The sequence below is a fragment of the Empedobacter brevis NBRC 14943 = ATCC 43319 genome (assembly GCF_000382425.1).
Taxonomy (GTDB): Bacteria; Bacteroidota; Bacteroidia; order Flavobacteriales; family Weeksellaceae; genus Empedobacter; species Empedobacter brevis.
In genome coordinates, this window is record NZ_KB908291.1 from 222,592 (window position 1) to 240,215 (window position 17,624).

The window sequence follows — 17,624 nt, forward strand, 5'->3', positions numbered from 1 at the left end:
ATTGTATGTTAAAAAACTTTATTGAAAGACCCGTTCTATCAACGGTAATTTCTATTATTATATTGATATTGGGTGTATTGGGATTGATTATCATTCCAGTTACTCAGTATCCGGACATTGCTCCCGCAACTGTTCAGATAACTGCTTCATACCCTGGAGCAAATGCTAAAACAGTAATGGAGTCTGTCGTTATTCCTATAGAGGAACAAGTAAATGGTGTTGAAGGAATGGATTACATTCAATCAACAGCATCTAACAATGGTTCTGCAACAACAACGGTTGTTTTTAAACCTGGTGTTGACGGAGATATTGCTCAGGTAAACGTACAGAACCGTGTAGCTCGTGCTACACCGTTATTACCTTCAGAGGTTACACGTTCTGGAGTTGTTACGCAAAAGCAACAAACATCTGCATTGATGTTTACATCAGTAAGTTCTACGAACCCAAAGTATGATCAAACTTATATTCAGAATTATTTGAATATCAATGTTATACCAGCTTTAAAAAGGGTAAGTGGAGTAGGTGATGCTACAGTTTTTGGTGCGATGACATATTCTATGCGTATATGGTTAAATCCATCTCGTATGGCTAGTTACGGATTGGTACCTTCTGATGTTTCTACAGCTTTAGCACAGGAGTCTTTAGAGGCTGCTGCTGGTGCTTTAGGTCAGAATGCGGGTAAATCTTTTGAGTATACAATTACTTATTCAGGGCGATATAAAACAGAAGATCAGTACCGCAACATTGTTATAAAATCATTAGGTAATGGTCAAGTTTTAAGATTAAAAGATGTTGCTGATGTTGAATTCGGTGCTCAAACATATTCAAGTACTTCAGAGATGAATGGTAATCCTTCGGCTGTATTTGCTGTTTACCAAACACCGGGATCTAATGCACAGGATATCATCAACAATTTAAGAGTAGAGCTTGAAAAAGCTTCAAAACAATTTCCAGAGGGGATTACGTATACAATCTTAATGGATACAAATACATTCTTGGACGCATCTATTGAGAAAGTAGTGCATACAATGATTGAAGCATTTATATTAGTATTTATTGTAGTGTATATCTTCTTACAAGATTTTCGCTCTACATTGGTACCTTTAATTGCAGTACCTGTTTCTATTATTGGAACATTCTTCTTCTTAAATTTAGCAGGTTTCTCATTAAACTTGTTAACGTTGTTTGCCTTAGTTCTCGCCATTGGTATTGTGGTGGATGATGCCATCGTTGTGGTGGAAGCCGTTCATGCCAGAATGGAATCTCATCATGAAACACCATTGGATGCTACTAAAAATGCCATGGACGAAATATCCGGAGCCATCATCTCTATTACATTGGTAATGTGTGCTGTGTTTGTTCCTGTAACATTTATATCTGGGCCAACGGGAGTTTTCTACAAGCAGTTTGGTATTACATTAATCGTTTCGATTTTAATTTCTGCCTTAAACGCCTTGACTTTATCACCAGCTTTATGTGCGTTATTTTTAAAACCACATCAAGAGGGAGAGCAAAAACGTAACTTTGTACAGCGTTTCTTTGATGCATTCAATGCAGCGTTTAATACAATGACACATAAATATGGTCATTCATTTAAATTCTTATTTAAACATAAATGGGTTTCATTCTTAATTATCATAGCTTCTGCTTTTGGTATTTATGGAATCGGAAAAATGATGCCATCTGGATTTGTTCCTACAGAGGATAACGGATTTATTATTGGTAATATCGAATTACCTGCAGGTGCTTCTATGGACCGTGTTTATGAAGTTGAAAAACAATTTCAGCAAAAAATAAAAGATATACCTGGAGTTGATAAAGCGACTATTATTTCTGGTAACTCTATCATCAATGGTGCTGGTTCTAACTATGGTATGATGTTCGTAAAATTAAAACCTTTCGAAGAACGTACAACAGAAGATTTACAGGTAACAACTATTATTGGTAAATTATTCGGTGCAGCTGCTCAAATTCCTGATGCCCAAATGATTTTCTTCCAACCACCTGCAATTCCTGGATTCGGAATGTCGTCTGGTTTTGAGTTGAAGTTAATGGATAAAACAGGAGGGAATATTAATGACTTTAATAAATTCGCTAACGAATACATCGGAGCATTAATGCAACGACCAGAAATTTTATATGCTCAGTCTTCTTTAAATACAAATTACGCTCAATACGAAATTGATGTTAATATTGAAAGAGCTAAACAATCAGGAGTTTCTGTAAGTTCAATATTCTCTACATTACAAGGATATATTGGAGGGTTATATGCAGCAGATTTTACACGTTTTGGTAAACAATACCGTGTATATATTCAAGCATTACCAGAAGATCGTATCAATGAAATGAGTTTAAACAAAATGTTTGTTAAAACTGCAGATGGAGCAATGACGCCTGTATCTCAATTTGTTTCTTTAAAAAGAGTATATGGTCCTAACTCTGTAAACCGTTTCAACTTATTTACCAATACAAATATTAGTGGAGCAGTAAAACCGGGATATTCAACAGGTGATGCAATTAACGCTATTAACCAAGTTAATGAGCAAACATTATCTCCTAGTTATGGAACAGATTTTACAGGTTTAACTCGTGAAGAGGTAAGTTCTGGTTCTCAAACAGTATTAATTTTTGCATTATGTATTGTATTCGTGTATTTCATCTTATCTGCACAGTACGAATCTTATGTATTACCATTAGCTGTATTATTATCTGTACCATGTGGTATTATGGGAGCATATTTATCTCAATGGCTTGCTGGCTTAGAAAATAATATTTATTTCCAAATCGCCTTAATCATGTTGGTTGGTTTATTAGCTAAAAACGCGATTTTGATTGTAGAGTTTGCTTTACAAAGACGTGGACATGGAATGAGTATTGTACAATCGGCTATAGATGGGGCAAAAGCCCGTTTACGTCCAATTTTAATGACATCTTTTGCCTTTATTTTAGGTTTAATGCCATTGGTATTTGCAACAGGAGTTTCTTCTGCAGGTAACCGTTCTGTGGGTACAGGTGCAGCATTTGGATTATTAATCGGTACGGTATTAGGAGTATTTGTGATTCCGGTATTGTTTGTTATTTTCCAAACAATTCAAGAGAAAATCAAACCAATTAAGTTTGATCGTCCACAAGAAGAAATTGAACATCATAATTCAATCTAAAAATGAAAAAGTACAGAATTTTTAATATTACTTTAATCGCAGCTGGATTGTTTGCTGTTCAATCTTGTTTCGTAGCAAAAGACTATAAACGTCCTGAAGCTGTTGTTAATGAAGCAAACTTCAGAACTGATGTTATTGCTAAAGATAGTGCGAATGTAGCAACTGTTTCTTGGAAACAAATCTTTACAGATACACAATTACAAGCTTTGATTAATCAAGGTTTACAAAATAATTTAGACATACGTTCGGCACTGCAAAATATTGCAGTTGCTGAAGCGTATGCAAAACAAGGAAAAGCAGGGTATTTACCAACATTATCTGTCGGTCCAAAATATACATTTACAGAAAATTCACTTAATACACAATTTGGTGCATTAATTCAAAAAAGAGGTCAAAGTCAATATGAAGTTTCTGGTAATTTAAGTTGGGAAGCAGATATTTGGGGGAAGATCAGAAGTAATCAACGTGCTTCTGCTGCAACTTATTTACAAACTGTAGAGGCTCATAAAGCGGTTAAAACTCAAATTGTAGCTTCTATCGCGAATGCTTATTACAATTTATTAGCGTTAGATGAGCAAAAAAGAATTTTAGATAAAACTCTAATTAATCGCGAACAAAGTTTAGAAACTACGAAGGCTTTAAAAGAAGCGGGTAGTGTTACGGAAGTTGCTGTTAATCAGACTGAAGCTCAGTTGTTCAATGTGAAATCATTATTGGTTGATGTTGAAAATGGCATCAAATTGAACGAAAATGTCATGAGTGTTTTGTTGGGAACAAATCCTCAGTCGATTCATCGTACCAATCTTGCTTCTCAGGCTGTAAACCAAAAATTATCAGTAGGTGTACCGGCCCAATTGTTAGAGAATCGTCCTGATATCAAAGCAGCTGAATATGGATTGGTGAATGCATTTGAAAATGTAAATATTGCAAATGCAAGTTTCTATCCGTCTTTAACGATTTCTGCTACAGGAGGTGTACAAGGAATTGACATTGATAAATTATTCAGTGCACAGTCTTTGTTTGCTAATGTTATCGGTGGTTTAACTCAGCCTTTGTTACAACAGCGTAAATTGCGTACGCAAAAAGAAGTTGCTTTGGCAAATCAGGAAAATGCGTTGATTAATTATAAAAGTAAAATCTTGAATGCGAGTAAAGAGGTTTCTGACGCCTTGTATACATACGATGCTGCAACTAAAAAGGCAGAATACAAACAAAAAGAATATCAATTATATAATCAGGCAATTACATATTCTGAAGAATTGTTAAACTACGGTATGGCAAATTATTTGGAAGTAATTACAGCAAGAGATAATGGCTTGAATGCTGAACTGAATGTAGTTGATGCTAAGTTGTCTTCGTTATCTTCTATGGTCGAGCTATATCGCGCGGTCGGAGGAGGATGGCAATAAGCTTATTTATCTGATCTAATAAAAAAACCACTCAATTTGAGTGGTTTTTTTATTAGATTCATTATCATTATAAATAATGGACTATCTCGTTATTCTCATCCGTCTTATTTATACTCAGTTAAAATTTTTCTTCAATATGAATCAAATTAAAATCCGCATATCTAAAATAAACATAGGTTTACTTAAGAAAACTTACTTCAAATGATCCAATAACATTTCGGCTGTAGCCGGATTTGTTGCTAAAGGAATATTGTGTACATCACACAGTCTCAATAACATATTTACATCCGGTTCGTGAGGATGTTTTCCCATAGGATCTCTAAAAAAGAAAACCATATCAGTTTTACCTTCCACTACACGAGCCGCAATTTGCGCGTCACCACCAAGAGGACCAGACAGATAACGGGTAACTTTTAATCCTGTTTGTTCAGCGTACTTCCCGGTTGTTCCTGTTGCGATAAATGTGATATTATTTTTGTTTAAAGCTTCTTTATGTTTCATTAAAAAGTTAACCATTTCGGCTTTTTTACCGTCATGAGCAATCAATGCTATTTCCATATATTTTTTCTATTTAATCTAAAATCTTACTTTTGTACAAATTTAATAGAACAATCTTAAATATCGATTTGTTTTAAGAATTATAAATAGTAGAACGACTATGAAATTTAATTTATTAACGGTAAAAGAAATTGTAAAATTGACAGCTGATGCTGTTCAAATTACATTTGACGTACCAGAAGATTTACAAGATCAGTACGATTTTTTACCTGGACAATATATCACGCTGAATATAAATGGAGAACGAAGAGATTACTCTTTATGTGTTTCTCCTCATGACAAAAAATGGAGTATAGGTGTTAAAGCTCAACCAAACGGTAAAGTCTCAAATTATCTTTTCAATGAATTGAAAGTTGGGGATCAGCTTGAAGTTTCAACTCCTAGCGGACGTTTTACAATTCCTACAAAACCAAACGAAAAACGTACTTTATTAGCTTTTACAGCTGGTAGCGGAATTACGCCGATTATGAGTATGTTAGAATTTACATTGCAGACAGAAGAGTGGGTTAATTTTCATATTTTTTATGTAAATAGAGATGAAAACTCGATTATGTTCAAAGAGCGTTTAACTGAATTGAAACAAAAATATCCCAATAATGTTTTTATTCATCATTTCTATACAAGACAGGATCAGGAGAATTTCATTTATAATGGACGAATTGATGAAAAGAAATTCGATTTGATTTTAAATCAAATTATTGATATCAATGAAGTTGACGAAGCAATGATTTGCGGTCCTGAGGAGATGATTTTAACTTTAGCGAAGAAAATAAACGAAGCTGGAATTATAGAGAAACATATTCATTTCGAAATGTTCAATCCTTCTATTAAGACGGAAGATATCTTCACAAAACATGATGAAGGACCACAAACCGTTCAAGTTACAGTGACATTAGACGGAGAAACTTCTGAAGTGACTTGGGACAGAGGAAAAAATTTGATTGATACCATGTTGGATGCTGGTATTGATGCGCCTTATTCGTGCAAAGGAGGAGTTTGTTCTTCTTGTATGTGTAAAGTAACAGAAGGAGAGGTGCACATTGGAGATAATTATGTGTTGACAGATTCTGATTATGAAGAAGGAATGACGTTGGCCTGTATTTCTCGCCCTAAATCTGCTACATTATCAATTGATTTTGACGAAATTTAATCAACTTATATTTACATTAAAAAAGGCGAGCAGTGCTCGCCTTTTTTTAGATGTTATTTATTCTCTTCATTAAACATTTCTTTAAACGAAATAGATTCCCTTCCCGGGAGAATAAGATTTAAAGCGACTCCAATTATTGAAGCTAAAGCCATTCCTTCTAATGAAAATAAATCTCCAATATGAATGGCAGCACCTCCGATTCCTATGATAAGAATAACGGAAGAAATAATAAGATTGCGTTTAATTTTAAAATCAACGTTATTTTCGATTAACATTCTCAAACCACTTGATGCAATTATTCCAAATAATAAAATCGAAACACCACCCATAACAGGTGTTGGAATTGTACTTAATAAAGCCGAAATCTTTCCACAAAATCCAAATAATATGGCAAAACAAGCCGCTCCGATAAAAACATAAATACTAAACGCTCTTGTGATTGCCAGAACACCAATATTTTCACCGTATGTTGTGTTTGGAGGACCACCTAAACAAGCCGCAATCATTGTGGCAACACCATCACCTAACATTGATCGGTCCAATCCGGGATCATCAATCAAATCTTTGTTGACAACTTTACTTAAAACCAATTGATGACCTATATGTTCAGCTATTGGAACAATTGCGACAGGAATCATTAAGAAAATAACATACCATGATAATGTTGGTGTATAATGAATGAAAGGAACAGTAAAATCAGGAATCATAAACCATTTTGCTTGTAGAACAGGAGCTAAGTCAACAACTCCCATTGCGATAGAAAATAGATACCCCCCTATAATACCGACTAAAACAGGAATAACACTTAAAAAACCTTTACTAAAAATAGCTGTTACAATTGTGATAATCAGGGTGATAAAACCAATTGTTACATAAGTGAGGTCATATTCTCCTGACGGATTATTCGTCACCATTTTTATTGCTGTAGATGCGAGACCTAATCCAATAACCATAATGACAGGACCTACAACAATAGGTGGTAATAGTTCCATTAACCATTTTGTACCTGCTTTTGCAATAAATAAAGCGACCAATGAATACGTAACACCGACTAAAAAACTGCCGACTAAGAAACTTCCTATAGCAATTCCGCTTTCCGGATTAGCCTCTAAAGCTTTCATTGCAATAATAGGATTAATAAATGCAAAAGAGGAACCAAGATATGAAGGCACTTTTCCTTTCGTAATTAAAATAAAAACGAGTGTTCCGATTCCGCTCGAAATTAATGCGATTGCTGGTGACATTCCTGTTAAAGCAGGAACCAAAACAGTTGCACCAAACATAGCAAACAGATGTTGAATACTCAAAAGTATACCTTGTCCAAGTTTTGGCTTTTGATCAATAGCTAAGACAATTTTTTGGTCATGATGTTGACTCATCTTAAAAGAAATTGTAATTTATTTGTTTGAATGCAAAAGTAGGTGAAAACGTTTAATAAGTAGAGAAATGATATAAGTATTTCAGCTAATCATGTAAATAGTTTTGAATGATTTCTTTTGAAATTTGTAAGACAAAATTAAAGAATATGGAAACAAAAGAATTAAAATTCAAAACAAATATAAATTGTAGCGGCTGTGTCAGCAAAGTAAAACCTTTTTTAGACGAATTAGAAGGTGTAGCATCTTGGGAAGTTGATACAGAAAATGAAGATAAAGTTTTGTCTGTCATAATAACTCAAGCAACAGACGAAGAAATTATTGATACAGTCGAAGAGGTTGGCTTTGAAGCTGAATTGATAAAAGAGTAAAATATTTTTTTAGGTAGTATGACTTATTTTTGTGATAATTTGAGTCAATCGATCCCAAATCAATCTTGTATTGAATTGGGATTTTTTAATACTTACTGAAGGTTCTTTTTGTTTTTTTGAAATTGTAAAAAAAAAAGAATTCCCATGATCAATTGTAAAACAAATAATAAGATGACCCATGTATTGATTTGAGCAGCAAACTCGGATAGTTGATTGTAAAGCATATTCTCTTTTTCGATAGAGTTTTCAGCAATGCCTTTTATTTGCTGTATATTCTTCGATTTTTCAATTATCATAATTTGTTCACTTTTGTAACTTGCATTTTTGTTTGGAACAACTTCAATTTGTTTTGCACTCACGACAAATAAAAAAATACTAATTATTGCAGAAAAAACAAGAAGTATATAATTGATGTATTTCATATATTGAAAAGAATATTTGAACAAAGATAGTTTAACTTTTTTTGGCATTGATAATATGTGCTAAATGATGACGGCAATGCCAATCATACATCGCTAAATTTGTTTTTAAGTCAATGAATTGATTCGTTTCAGGGTGACAAAATTGTTTCTCCCAATCAGCATCGGTCAAAGAACTTAATAACACAACCCATCGTTGATGGAGTGCCTGCAATAAATGGATAGAAATTGTAATATCTAATTTTTTTGAATCTTCTAATTCAGCCCAACGGCTTTCTTCGTAAGGTTTTATGGTTGGAATTTCCTCTGTTAAAGCTAATTTGAAGCGAATAAAACTATTCATGTGACTATCTGCACAATGATGAATAACTTGTCTAATTGTCCAGCCTTCGGGACGATATTGTTTTTCTAATGCCGTTTCTGATAAGTTGAAAACTTCATTTTTAACTTGTTCAGGGAAATCCTGAATTGTTTGGATACAATTGTTGATGATCTCTTTGTTAAAAGAAAGAGGTAATTTAAATCGGCCTATTGGATATTTTAAATTTTCCATTATATTTTTCATTTTGCATTAATTTATACGATTTAATTCTTTTTGAATTGATTTCTCAAGTTGATTAATTTCATCAATTGTTTCTTTGTAGTATGAATCGCTTTTAAACTTAGTCGATGCATCAGTTAAAAGTAACTAAAATCCTTTTATTGTAAGAATAAAAAAATAGGATGGTGCATTATTAATAAAAAATATTGTATTTTTTTAGAATGAGTCATTAACTTTGCAGTTTTAAATGAAAAAGTGCAAAGCAAACGCGTCATAAAATTTATTACAATACTGGTTATCTTCGTCATTCAATTTTTGTTTTTATTTGCAATAATAAATGAACGGATAGAGCATTATCTTGTTCCATATATAGTGGTTGCGATTTGTTTCTTATTATTACTTGTTTACCGAAAATTTCCATTGCATCACCATGAATTTTCTTTTGATCGAAAAACGCTTGTTTTATGGATTCCGGTTGCAGCGATTATTACGTATTTGATTAATAATAAGCTGGGATTAGGAGGTGTTTTTTCGGCTGGAATAATAGGTACATTAGGTTCATTTCTTACGAAATTAAATCCTCGTTCTGAATATTTAAAGCAAGTAGCTGGTCCTATCTATTGCGGTGCTTTCATTGGAATGACATCGCTTAACTTTCAATATGTATACTGGATGATTATCACAGCAGGTGTTTTTACTGCTTTGTTATTTTTTGCAACAAAATCTTTATTTGTAGGAGTCGGAGGGAAATTAGGAACCTTGGCTTTTATCGGTGTTCTATTGAGTATGTTGTTGTTTAAATTATTTATAGGTTAAATGATAATTGAATTTCTTATTTTGATGATGTGTTCAATCGTTGCTTCACTCACAACGTATGAACTGAATATTAGATTTAGACAAGGTCCTGTTCGAGCTTCGGCATTGATCGCTTTATTTGTAGGAGGGTTTTTCCATTTCTTTCCTACGATTTTGCCTGAATTTTACACGAAAAATATTCCACTTTATGTCATTGGAGGAACATTCATCGGCATGGTTTCATCCACGATAAATATTAGTTATTTTTCATTGGTATTTTCGCCAATTTTATTTGCCGTTTTATTGCATTATACAAGCAAAATTTTTAATGGCTACGGAGGAGCATTAGGAACAACAGCATGCATTGCTTTGATGTGTACAATGGCATTTCCGATTATTACTAAAAATAAGAAAATTACATATGGATATCGGTTAATAAGAATTATCTTCAAGAAAAGAAAGCGTAAAAAAATAATTAAACAAAAAGTTTAATCAAAACAGTTAAAAATAATCTCGCCCAATACTTTACTCTTCCAATATTTAATCTGTTTTAATTCTGTTTCGCCTAACAATTCTAAATCTGGAGCATCCATTCTTTTGTTTAATTCTTTTGGGTTTAGAAGAATTAGACTTGAGTTGACCTGAGCTTTTAATTGGGTAATCAAATCGATAGGAAATTCAATAAAATTAAGATCAAAACACCTGTTTTTTTCAACGCAAGCAAATATCAAATAGGTTGAGTTTACAAGTAAGAAAAACTCTTGTTTTGTTTTGTCCTGTTTAATTTTTATTTGGTAAAAATTAGATGAATCATTTGGTTTTAAAACGGCTTCATTTTTCGAATAGGGGGATTTTATTCCGTTCAAAATTTCTTTTAAATCATCTATTGTATAACTTGGTGTTGCATCAAATCCGGTAACTCCTTTTTGTAATTTCATAAGGTTAGTTGTGTTAAATAAGAATTAAATTAAGACAAATTATTCAAAAAACCAACGGTCAAACTTTAGGAAATTGTTAAATAATCTTCCTTCAAACAAAGTGATATAATTTACATACTTATCCTCCATTTATATCAATATTATTGATTTATTCAATCGATTAATCGAATTGGAATTTAGGTTTTTGATCATTTGATTCTTCTACTTTTGAAAAAATATGAACTACGATGAAGAAAGGAAATCATTACAAAATTACATTGGAGCAAACGAAATTATTAGATGAAAAAGCGCCATTACAAACCCCGATTGTTTTAGAATTTATGAATCATGACGAGATTTTTAAAATTATTGAAATGATAAAATCTAAAAATCCATTCGATGATGAAAACCAGTCAGTTGAATTTGCCTTAGGTTTAAAATTATTTTTGGAAGTTGTGATGAAAAACAAAGAACATCCATTATTTGAGGAATTAATTCCGGCGATAAAAACATTTATGCCTAAATTGAAAGGATCTTTAAAATAAGAAGAAGATGACTTGGCAAAATGACTTAACAGATTTATTTGGAGTGAAATATCCAGTGATTCAAGCACCGATGTTTGGTGTTACAACACCACAAATGGTTGCTGGAGCGAGTCGTATTGGTTGTTTAGGCTCTTTGCCGATTGCTGATTTAGATGCTGAAGATGCGTTGAAAAAAATTCATGAAACTAAAAAGATTACTGATAAACCCTTTGCGGTTAATATTTTTGTGAATGATGTTCCCGAAATTACTTTGGAATTAAAACAAAAGTATAATAAAGTAAGAAAGCATCTTAAAGAAATCGCTTTTAATCAAAACTTTGAAGTTGATTTTCCTGAGATTGAAACGGTGAAACCGAAAGCGTATAAAGAGAAGATTGACCTGATAATACAGGAAAAATGTAGGATATTGAGCTTTATATTTGGTATTTTAGATAAAGATTCTATTGAAAAATTAAAGGAAAATAGTGTTTGTTTAGTCGGAACTTGTACAACTGTGGAAGAAGCGATTCAACTTGAAAAAGCAGGGATTGATGTCATTTGCGTACAAGGAATAGAGGCAGGAGGACACCGAGGAACTTTTGATCCCAATGAATTACCACAAATTGGAGGTTTTTCATTATTGCCTCATGTCAGAGATGTGGTCAAAACGCCACTTATTTATGCCGGAGGTATTTACAATGCACAAACTCTTTTAGCAGCCAGAACACTAGGTGCAGATGGGTTTCAAGTGGGGAGTTTGTTGTTGTGTTCACAAGAAAGTGCTTTGAGACGATTTGAAAAAGACAGATTGGAGAATGTCAGGGAAGATGAAATTACTCTGACAAAAAGTTTTTCAGGACGATACGCAAGAGGAATTCGAAATGAATTTATTGATTTAATCGAAAATACTGATTTTATTCTGCCATATCCATACCAGAATAAATTGACCAATTTCTTGAGAAAAGCATCGAAGATGAAAGAGAATGCTGAATTTACTAATTTATGGTTAGGGCAGTCCTATCATCATTTTGAAGAAGATTCAACTACAAATCTTCTTCAAAACTTAATTCATTCAGTAGAAAAATTGTAGCTACTATTTTACCATTTTTTCGATTCTTCGGTCGGGAATCAACCAAATTAGAGCAATAATAGCGTAAATAATTACACCAATTATAGGTTCTAAAAACGATAAAGAAAATCCAAGAATGTAACCTAAGCTTGAACCAATTTCTTTTATATTTCGGCTAACAGACTTTGCGATGATTGATTCTCTACCTTCTTGTTTTACGGCAGCTTTTTCAATCATCATAAAAGCAATGCTACTCATAAAAAGAACAAACCCATAAAAAGCTACAGGAAAAGTTGAATGAAAATTTTCTCCCATCCAACCTGTAGAAACGGGTAATAAAGACAGCCAGAAAAGTAAATGCAAATTGCTCCATAAGATACTACCATTTACTTTTTCTATCGCTTGAAAAAGATGATGGTGATTATTCCAGTAAATCCCAATGTAAATAAAACTGAACAAATAGTTCAAGAATTTAGGTAAATAAGGTTTTAAACTTATCAAACTATCTCCAAGAGGTACTTTTAAATCCAATACCATAATGGTTATAATGATGGCAAGAACTCCATCACTGAATGCTTCTAATCGATTGGTTGTCATTTTTTATGAATTATTAATAAACATGTAAACGCATTAAATTTATGAATTATTAGGAGTTGAAAATTAATTTTAGATTGATTATTTAATATCCTATTAAACTCTTTTTATTTCTTGTAAGCTTTTGAATTTTTTTTATATGGTTTATCTTATATTTAATTCATAAATTCGAATAGTTTTCATCAAAAGGAAATACGTTATGAATACTTTTATTGCAATTTTAAGAGGTATAAATGTAAGTGGGAAGAAAATCATCAAAATGGATGTTTTGACCAGGCTTTTAGAAGAATTGTCCTTTGAGAATGTGACAACCTACGTTCAAAGTGGAAATGCTGTGTTTTCATCAGGTTTAACTGATATTAAAGAAATATCGGACTTAATTCACGATAAGATAGTTGAATCTCTAACTTTTGAAGTCCCTGTTTTAATTCTTACAATAGAAAAACTTCGAAGTATTATAGAAAATAACCCCTTCTTAAAAGAGTTGCATTTTGATAAAGAGTTTCTGTATTATACTTTCTTGTCAAATAAACCAACTGGAGTCAACTTTGAAAAAATAGATGCATATAAAGCGGAAGATGAGCAATATTTTATGACAGCAGATGTTGTTTATTTATACTGTCCGTCTGGCTATGGTAAAACAAAATTGACCAATAACTTTTTGGAAAATAAATTAAATGTAAGTGCTACAACACGAAATCATAATACTTCGATAGCTTTGTTACAACTTGCTCTTATGAGAGAAAGAGAATAAAGTACATCCAATTATTCGCTTAAAACAAGATTGATTGTTGCAAAATTTTAAGATCTTTATAATTTAGCATATCTGCCAATGATATAATAGGTGCCAAGTTAGTAATGTTGAGTTGAAAAAAGACAATCAAAATAATATAAAAAAATGTCATTAACTATAAGTTAATGACATTTTTGTTTGTTGTAATGCATTTATTCTGCAAGTAATTTGTCTAATAAATCATTAATTTCTTTATCATTCCAATCTCTTGTTTTTGTTTCTTTTAAGACAACATCTCCCTTTTTATTTAAAATATATGTTGTGGGGAAAACTTTTGGTAACATATTATTTGAGATAGGGCTATTGGGTTCGTAAACCGGCATAGTATAGTTGTTCTTTTGTAAAAAAGGATTAAAAACCGTTGGTTTATCTTGAATTGTAATTAATACAAATTTTACTTTTTGACCTTTTGCTTCATATAGCTTTTGAATCGTTGGCATTTCAGCTACACAAGGAGGGCACCAGCTTCCCCAAAAATTAAGAAAGATCACTTCCCCGCTTTTCTTAAAATCAATTAGGTTAGTATTTGTGGCTCCATTGTATCCAATTAAATCGATGTCATAATCGCTTTCCGTTAACTCTACATCAGCTCCTGCAATATGACTGTTATCTTCCATTTTACTTTTGAAAAAAGTTCCAATTGGTGTAAACATTATAGCAACTAAACCTATAATGACGATTGTAGCAAAAATAATTTGCTTATTTTTTTTCATGTCTTTCTCTCAATAAAATCTTATACAAAGATGCAAACAAAAAGCTAGTTCTACAAATGATAAAAAATAGTTATTTTCCTAGATATATAAATATATTTGTTGCCAAATATTTAGGTGTTATATTTAAAGGTGTATCACTTCCTCCAGAATTTAATGTAAATGTATGTGTATGAGCTCCATCAGTACTAGTTGTTCTGGTAGTTGTATTGTTGTCATCTAATACATTTGTAACACTTGATTCTCCACTTACTAAAGTTCCTACACCTCTGTCCAAGAATGGATGATTATGCGTCCCTGCAGAGTTAACATTTGCAGTATAGGATTCATTGGGTAAATTATCTTTAATTAATGTTACCATATTATTACTTACAATAGATCCAAGAGTTTCTGACGTGTCTTTACTTTTTAAGAAAGTATCTGCAGTATTAGGTAAAATACCTGATAACCCTAGATTAGTCGCATTTAATTGAGCATTACTACTTAAAGAGCTGAGTTGTCTACCGTCTAATAAATACCAGCCTTCGTGGTCAGAACTAATGTTAGCGTATTTTATATCACCAAAACTAGGTAAATTGGCGTCCATTTTATACCAAGCTGTCCCATCATTATAATATATACCAGGAGTAACAGCAGTTAAAGAACTGGTAGAAGATGTTGCTGTGTTATAAACAATCATTCCTTCAAAGTGTGAAGGTAGAGGGCTTGATATATTTGTAGCTGTTAAACCTACTTTAGGTAAAAGCAATCCTTTTGCATTGGTTTGTGTTCTTAACTCGAGCATTGCATCAGAATTTATTGCTGCAGGATTGGCTTCATCGCTAATTAAGACCTGAGCATTTAGATTATTACAAAGAATAACTAAAAAGAGAATTTTAAAAGTTGAAAATTTCATAGGTTTTTATTTTCCAAGGAATATATAATATTGAGTAGTTGTATTTTTGGGATAATTACTTATAGGCGTATTCGTTCCTCCTATATTTACAGAAATGGTATGAGAATGGTTTCCACTACTAGAAGTTGTTCTTGTTTCAGTTTCCAGAAAACGATAAGTTGGAGAACTACCCGCTACATAATGCCATAAATTAGCTCCTGTTGTTGTAATGCTGTGATTATGAGCTCCATCTGAAGCAGTAGTTCCTTGAATGGTATAATTCGGTAAATTTGGTTGGGTTATATTAATAGAATTATTACCTCCAATTGCTGCTAAATTTTCTGAAATAGATTTACCTTTTAACATTCTATCTGCTGAATTAGGTAAGGAAGTTGTAAAACCAATCAATATTGCGTTTTGACTGGCAACACTAGAGGTAATTGTATTTATTGGTCTTCCATCTAGCTTATACCACCCTTCATGATCATTTGTAAGTACGCTTGGTTTTATATCACCAATCTGAGGTGAAGATTCACCAATTGTCATTAGTATCCATTTTGTCCCATCATTGTAATACATACCTGGCACAACATTATTTGGGTAAGTTCCTGCACTAGCAATATTATAAATCCACATTCCTTGTTGATGATTGGCTAAAGGACTTGGAGAAGTTATGTTTTGTAATGAAACTTTATTAAATAAAACGCCTTTATTAGAACTTGAAACTTCTAAAATTGAAGATGTTGAAGGAGTGTTTGTCCCGATTCCTACTTGGGAATACGAATGTGTAAAATTTACTAATAGGGATAAAGTAATTAAATATTTTTTCATATTATTGTCCAAGATAGATAAAAGTGTTAGTAATTAAGCTTTTAGGTTTTGAATTAACAGGGGTATTATTTCCGCCTAATGCAAACGTAATGCTGTGCGTGTGATTTCCTGCATTAGCAGTTGTCTTAGAAGTTTCATTATGTGCAGCAATAGGATTATTTGTTCCTGTCGCTACGTTTATTGTAGTTGCTGGATTATCGAGATAAGTGTGAGTATGAGCACCGGTAGCATCAGTAGTACCTGTATAATTTATATTTGGTAAATTTGCTTTTAAAATAGTAAAGGTATTGCTACCACCATTCGTATTAACAGTTTCCCCTCCGTTGATACCTTTTAAAATACGATCAGTTGAATTTGGTAAATTTCCTGCTAATCCTATGCTAGAAGCAATCGCCCGAGCATTACTGTTTAAACTGGTTAACGATCTTCCATCTAACAAATACCAGCCATTATGATCCGTTTGTTGTAAGCTATTTTTTATATCTCCAAACTGATTTTTACTCTTCGAAAGTTTTATCCACTTAGTTCCATCGTTAAAATATAGTCCAGGTGTTACATAGTTAGCTCCAGTTGTCGTTGCTGTGTTGTAAATAACCATGCCATTGACATGAGCAGTTAAGGGCTGTGGAAGAATAGTGGATTGAAGAGGTAATCTTGAAATTAATAACCCTTTATCATTGTCTTTTGATTCCAGATGAAGAATAGCATCAGCATTTGGAGTTTGATCAGTTGCATTTGTTACCTTAATTTGAGCATATGATGTAGCACAAATTAAAGACAACATGACTAATTTAAAATTCATACGTTTTAGATTTGATAACCAAAGGTATAAATAAAAAATATAATAAAAAAAGCTTCAGAAATACTGAAGCTTTTTTTAACTTTTAATCTATAGTTTCATTAATCAAATTTTCATCAATCAAGTCTAAAATTTCGTTTACAATATCTTCGCCTTTATTTTCATTGTAGTAACGTTGAAGGTCTTCATGAAAATCATCTGCTGAGTAAATATCAGGGTTATTTTTAAAACGTGCTAACATCTCCATTCCGGCTTTAGGGCGAGGACCAAAACGGAAAATTTCTTCGTTACGTTCATTCACACCGATAATAATAGGAATGGATAACGCTCCGTTTGTTTTGTATTTTTCCATCAACTCCATATTCTCGTCACGTAAAATATAATGAGTCGAACTATTTAAAGCATTTGCTAATTTTTCTACAACTGGTAGAATTTGAGAGGCATCACCACACCAACCTTCTGTGATGATTAGAAATTTTAAATTATTGGCTGTTGATTGAATACGTTTCTCTTGTATGGGACTTAACTTGAATGTTTTGAAAATTCTATTCATTCGTTGTAATCCTAAAGCATAATATTGTACATATTCTTTTGGATCATCATTCTCGATTTCGTTTTCCAAATCATCTTCCACTCTCACAATGTAGTTCTCGTATGTTAATCCTTTGTTGATGTATTCTACTAAATTCATTTGTTTCTTAATTTTTATACAAATATAAAGCAATTTTGTTAG

General features: G+C 32.4%; 20 protein-coding genes. 9 read left to right on the plus strand and 11 right to left on the minus strand.

Going from position 1 to position 17,624, the window contains the following annotated elements; translation table 11 throughout:
• Window positions 1-5 precede the first annotated feature (5 nt).
• Window positions 6-3,161: an efflux RND transporter permease subunit gene (locus H277_RS0101090; protein ID WP_019973713.1), complete on the plus strand. Its 3,156-nt coding sequence runs from the start codon at window positions 6-8 to the stop codon at window positions 3,159-3,161.
• Window positions 3,162-3,163: 2 nt separating this feature from the next.
• Window positions 3,164-4,570, plus strand: a complete 1,407-nt coding sequence (locus H277_RS0101095) for an efflux transporter outer membrane subunit (RefSeq protein ID WP_019973714.1) — start codon at window positions 3,164-3,166, stop codon at window positions 4,568-4,570.
• A gap of 192 nt (window positions 4,571-4,762) precedes the next feature.
• Here H277_RS0101095 and H277_RS0101100 read toward each other — a convergent pair whose 3' ends face one another.
• Window positions 4,763-5,128: a methylglyoxal synthase gene (locus tag H277_RS0101100; RefSeq protein ID WP_019973715.1), complete on the minus strand. Its 366-nt coding sequence runs from the start codon at window positions 5,126-5,128 to the stop codon at window positions 4,763-4,765.
• 100 nt (window positions 5,129-5,228) lie between these two features.
• Here H277_RS0101100 and H277_RS0101105 point away from each other — a divergent pair, with 100 nt between their 5' ends.
• Complete coding sequence (locus tag H277_RS0101105) at window positions 5,229-6,278, plus strand: 2Fe-2S iron-sulfur cluster-binding protein (protein ID WP_019973716.1); 1,050 nt, start codon at window positions 5,229-5,231, stop codon at window positions 6,276-6,278.
• Between the two features lie 53 nt (window positions 6,279-6,331).
• Here H277_RS0101105 and H277_RS0101110 read toward each other — a convergent pair whose 3' ends face one another.
• The gene (locus H277_RS0101110) at window positions 6,332-7,657 is read right to left on the minus strand and encodes a solute carrier family 23 protein (protein ID WP_019973717.1); all 1,326 of its coding nucleotides are present in this window, start codon (window positions 7,655-7,657) and stop codon (window positions 6,332-6,334) included.
• Between the two features lie 146 nt (window positions 7,658-7,803).
• On the opposite strand from H277_RS0101110, the gene H277_RS0101115 reads away from it, so the two are divergent.
• Complete coding sequence (locus tag H277_RS0101115) at window positions 7,804-8,025, plus strand: heavy-metal-associated domain-containing protein (RefSeq protein WP_026357333.1); 222 nt, start codon at window positions 7,804-7,806, stop codon at window positions 8,023-8,025.
• A 92-nt stretch (window positions 8,026-8,117) separates the two neighbouring features.
• On the opposite strand, the gene H277_RS0101120 is transcribed toward H277_RS0101115, so the two are convergent.
• Both H277_RS0101120 and H277_RS0101125 read right to left on the minus strand, forming a co-directional pair.
• The gene (locus tag H277_RS0101120) at window positions 8,118-8,447 is read right to left on the minus strand and encodes a hypothetical protein (protein WP_146810291.1); all 330 of its coding nucleotides are present in this window, start codon (window positions 8,445-8,447) and stop codon (window positions 8,118-8,120) included.
• 31 nt (window positions 8,448-8,478) lie between these two features.
• On the minus strand, window positions 8,479-8,997 hold the full coding sequence (locus H277_RS0101125; protein WP_244874861.1) for a YfiT family bacillithiol transferase: 519 nt from the start codon (window positions 8,995-8,997) through the stop codon (window positions 8,479-8,481).
• Window positions 8,998-9,240: 243 nt separating this feature from the next.
• Between H277_RS0101125 and H277_RS0101130 the strand changes: the two genes are divergently transcribed.
• Together H277_RS0101130 and H277_RS0101135 are read left to right on the plus strand one after the other, a co-directional pair.
• Complete coding sequence (locus tag H277_RS0101130) at window positions 9,241-9,801, plus strand: hypothetical protein (protein ID WP_026357334.1); 561 nt, start codon at window positions 9,241-9,243, stop codon at window positions 9,799-9,801.
• A complete protein-coding gene (locus H277_RS0101135) occupies window positions 9,802-10,272 on the plus strand; it encodes a hypothetical protein (protein ID WP_019973723.1) in 471 nt (156 codons plus the stop codon).
• On the opposite strand, the gene H277_RS0101140 is transcribed toward H277_RS0101135, so the two are convergent.
• A complete protein-coding gene (locus H277_RS0101140; RefSeq protein ID WP_019973724.1) occupies window positions 10,269-10,718 on the minus strand; it encodes a hypothetical protein in 450 nt (149 codons plus the stop codon). The two genes, H277_RS0101135 and H277_RS0101140, sit on opposite strands and share 4 nt — an antisense overlap.
• Before the next feature lie 227 nt (window positions 10,719-10,945).
• On the opposite strand from H277_RS0101140, the gene H277_RS0101145 reads away from it, so the two are divergent.
• Together H277_RS0101145 and H277_RS0101150 are read left to right on the plus strand one after the other, a co-directional pair.
• Window positions 10,946-11,242, plus strand: a complete 297-nt coding sequence (locus H277_RS0101145) for a DUF3861 domain-containing protein (protein WP_019973725.1) — start codon at window positions 10,946-10,948, stop codon at window positions 11,240-11,242.
• Window positions 11,243-11,249: 7 nt separating this feature from the next.
• Entirely contained in the window at window positions 11,250-12,311 is a 1,062-nt protein-coding gene (locus H277_RS0101150) for an NAD(P)H-dependent flavin oxidoreductase (protein WP_019973726.1), read from the plus strand.
• Window positions 12,312-12,314: 3 nt separating this feature from the next.
• Here H277_RS0101150 and H277_RS0101155 read toward each other — a convergent pair whose 3' ends face one another.
• Window positions 12,315-12,887 (minus strand): TMEM175 family protein, encoded by a 573-nt coding sequence (locus H277_RS0101155; RefSeq protein WP_019973727.1) that lies wholly within the window; start codon window positions 12,885-12,887, stop codon window positions 12,315-12,317.
• Between the two features lie 196 nt (window positions 12,888-13,083).
• Here H277_RS0101155 and H277_RS0101160 point away from each other — a divergent pair, with 196 nt between their 5' ends.
• Window positions 13,084-13,638 carry a DUF1697 domain-containing protein gene (locus H277_RS0101160; protein ID WP_019973728.1) on the plus strand — a complete coding sequence of 185 codons (555 nt, stop codon included), beginning with the start codon at window positions 13,084-13,086 and terminating at the stop codon, window positions 13,636-13,638.
• 191 nt (window positions 13,639-13,829) lie between these two features.
• Here H277_RS0101160 and H277_RS0101165 read toward each other — a convergent pair whose 3' ends face one another.
• The 5 genes from H277_RS0101165 to H277_RS0101185 all read right to left on the minus strand — a co-directional run bounded on the left by H277_RS0101165 (window position 13,830) and on the right by H277_RS0101185 (window position 17,582).
• A complete protein-coding gene (locus H277_RS0101165) occupies window positions 13,830-14,390 on the minus strand; it encodes a TlpA family protein disulfide reductase (protein WP_019973729.1) in 561 nt (186 codons plus the stop codon).
• A 70-nt stretch (window positions 14,391-14,460) separates the two neighbouring features.
• Window positions 14,461-15,171, minus strand: a complete 711-nt coding sequence (locus tag H277_RS19555; protein WP_146810293.1) for a hypothetical protein — start codon at window positions 15,169-15,171, stop codon at window positions 14,461-14,463.
• Window positions 15,172-15,288: 117 nt separating this feature from the next.
• A complete protein-coding gene (locus H277_RS19560; RefSeq protein ID WP_019973731.1) occupies window positions 15,289-16,092 on the minus strand; it encodes a hypothetical protein in 804 nt (267 codons plus the stop codon).
• A gap of 1 nt (window position 16,093) precedes the next feature.
• On the minus strand, window positions 16,094-16,876 hold the full coding sequence (locus H277_RS19565; RefSeq protein WP_146810295.1) for a hypothetical protein: 783 nt from the start codon (window positions 16,874-16,876) through the stop codon (window positions 16,094-16,096).
• Window positions 16,877-16,976: 100 nt separating this feature from the next.
• Window positions 16,977-17,582 carry a thioredoxin family protein gene (locus H277_RS0101185; protein ID WP_019973733.1) on the minus strand — a complete coding sequence of 202 codons (606 nt, stop codon included), beginning with the start codon at window positions 17,580-17,582 and terminating at the stop codon, window positions 16,977-16,979.
• Window positions 17,583-17,624: the final 42 nt, after the last annotated feature.